The sequence below is a fragment of the Pseudoalteromonas peptidolytica genome (assembly GCF_012641745.1).
In the GTDB taxonomy this organism is placed as follows: Bacteria; Pseudomonadota; Gammaproteobacteria; order Enterobacterales; family Alteromonadaceae; genus Pseudoalteromonas; species Pseudoalteromonas peptidolytica.
The window spans coordinates 1-277 of record NZ_WEHZ01000106.1 but is presented as its reverse complement, the minus strand read 5'-3'; the positions used below and the strand labels follow the sequence as shown (position 1 = coordinate 277).

The following is a 277-nucleotide window of genomic DNA, read 5'->3' as shown; positions in this document are numbered from 1 at the left end:
CCAAGGTCGAGGTCACGAGTTCGAACCTCGTTACTCGCTCCAAATTTGGCGGAATGGCAGAGTGGCCATGCAGCGGATTGCAAATCCGTCTACCTCGGTTCGACTCCGGGTTCCGCCTCCATTTTCTCAACACTCCACATGCGAAAGCAAGCCCGATGCCCGGGTGGTGGAATTGGTAGACACAAGGGATTTAAAATCCCTCGCTGGTAACAGCGTGCCGGTTCAAGTCCGGCCCCGGGCACCATTTATAGTAAGGTGACTATAAATGATTTATGGA

General features: G+C 53.1%; 2 tRNA genes. Both read left to right on the top strand.

The features are described 5' to 3' along the window. The first annotated feature begins 47 nt into the window (after nucleotides 1-47). Nucleotides 48-121, top strand: a tRNA-Cys gene (locus F9Y84_RS21920). 36 nt (nucleotides 122-157) lie between these two features. Then, a tRNA-Leu gene (locus F9Y84_RS21915) sits at nucleotides 158-244 on the top strand. The last annotated feature ends 33 nt before the right edge of the window (nucleotides 245-277 follow it).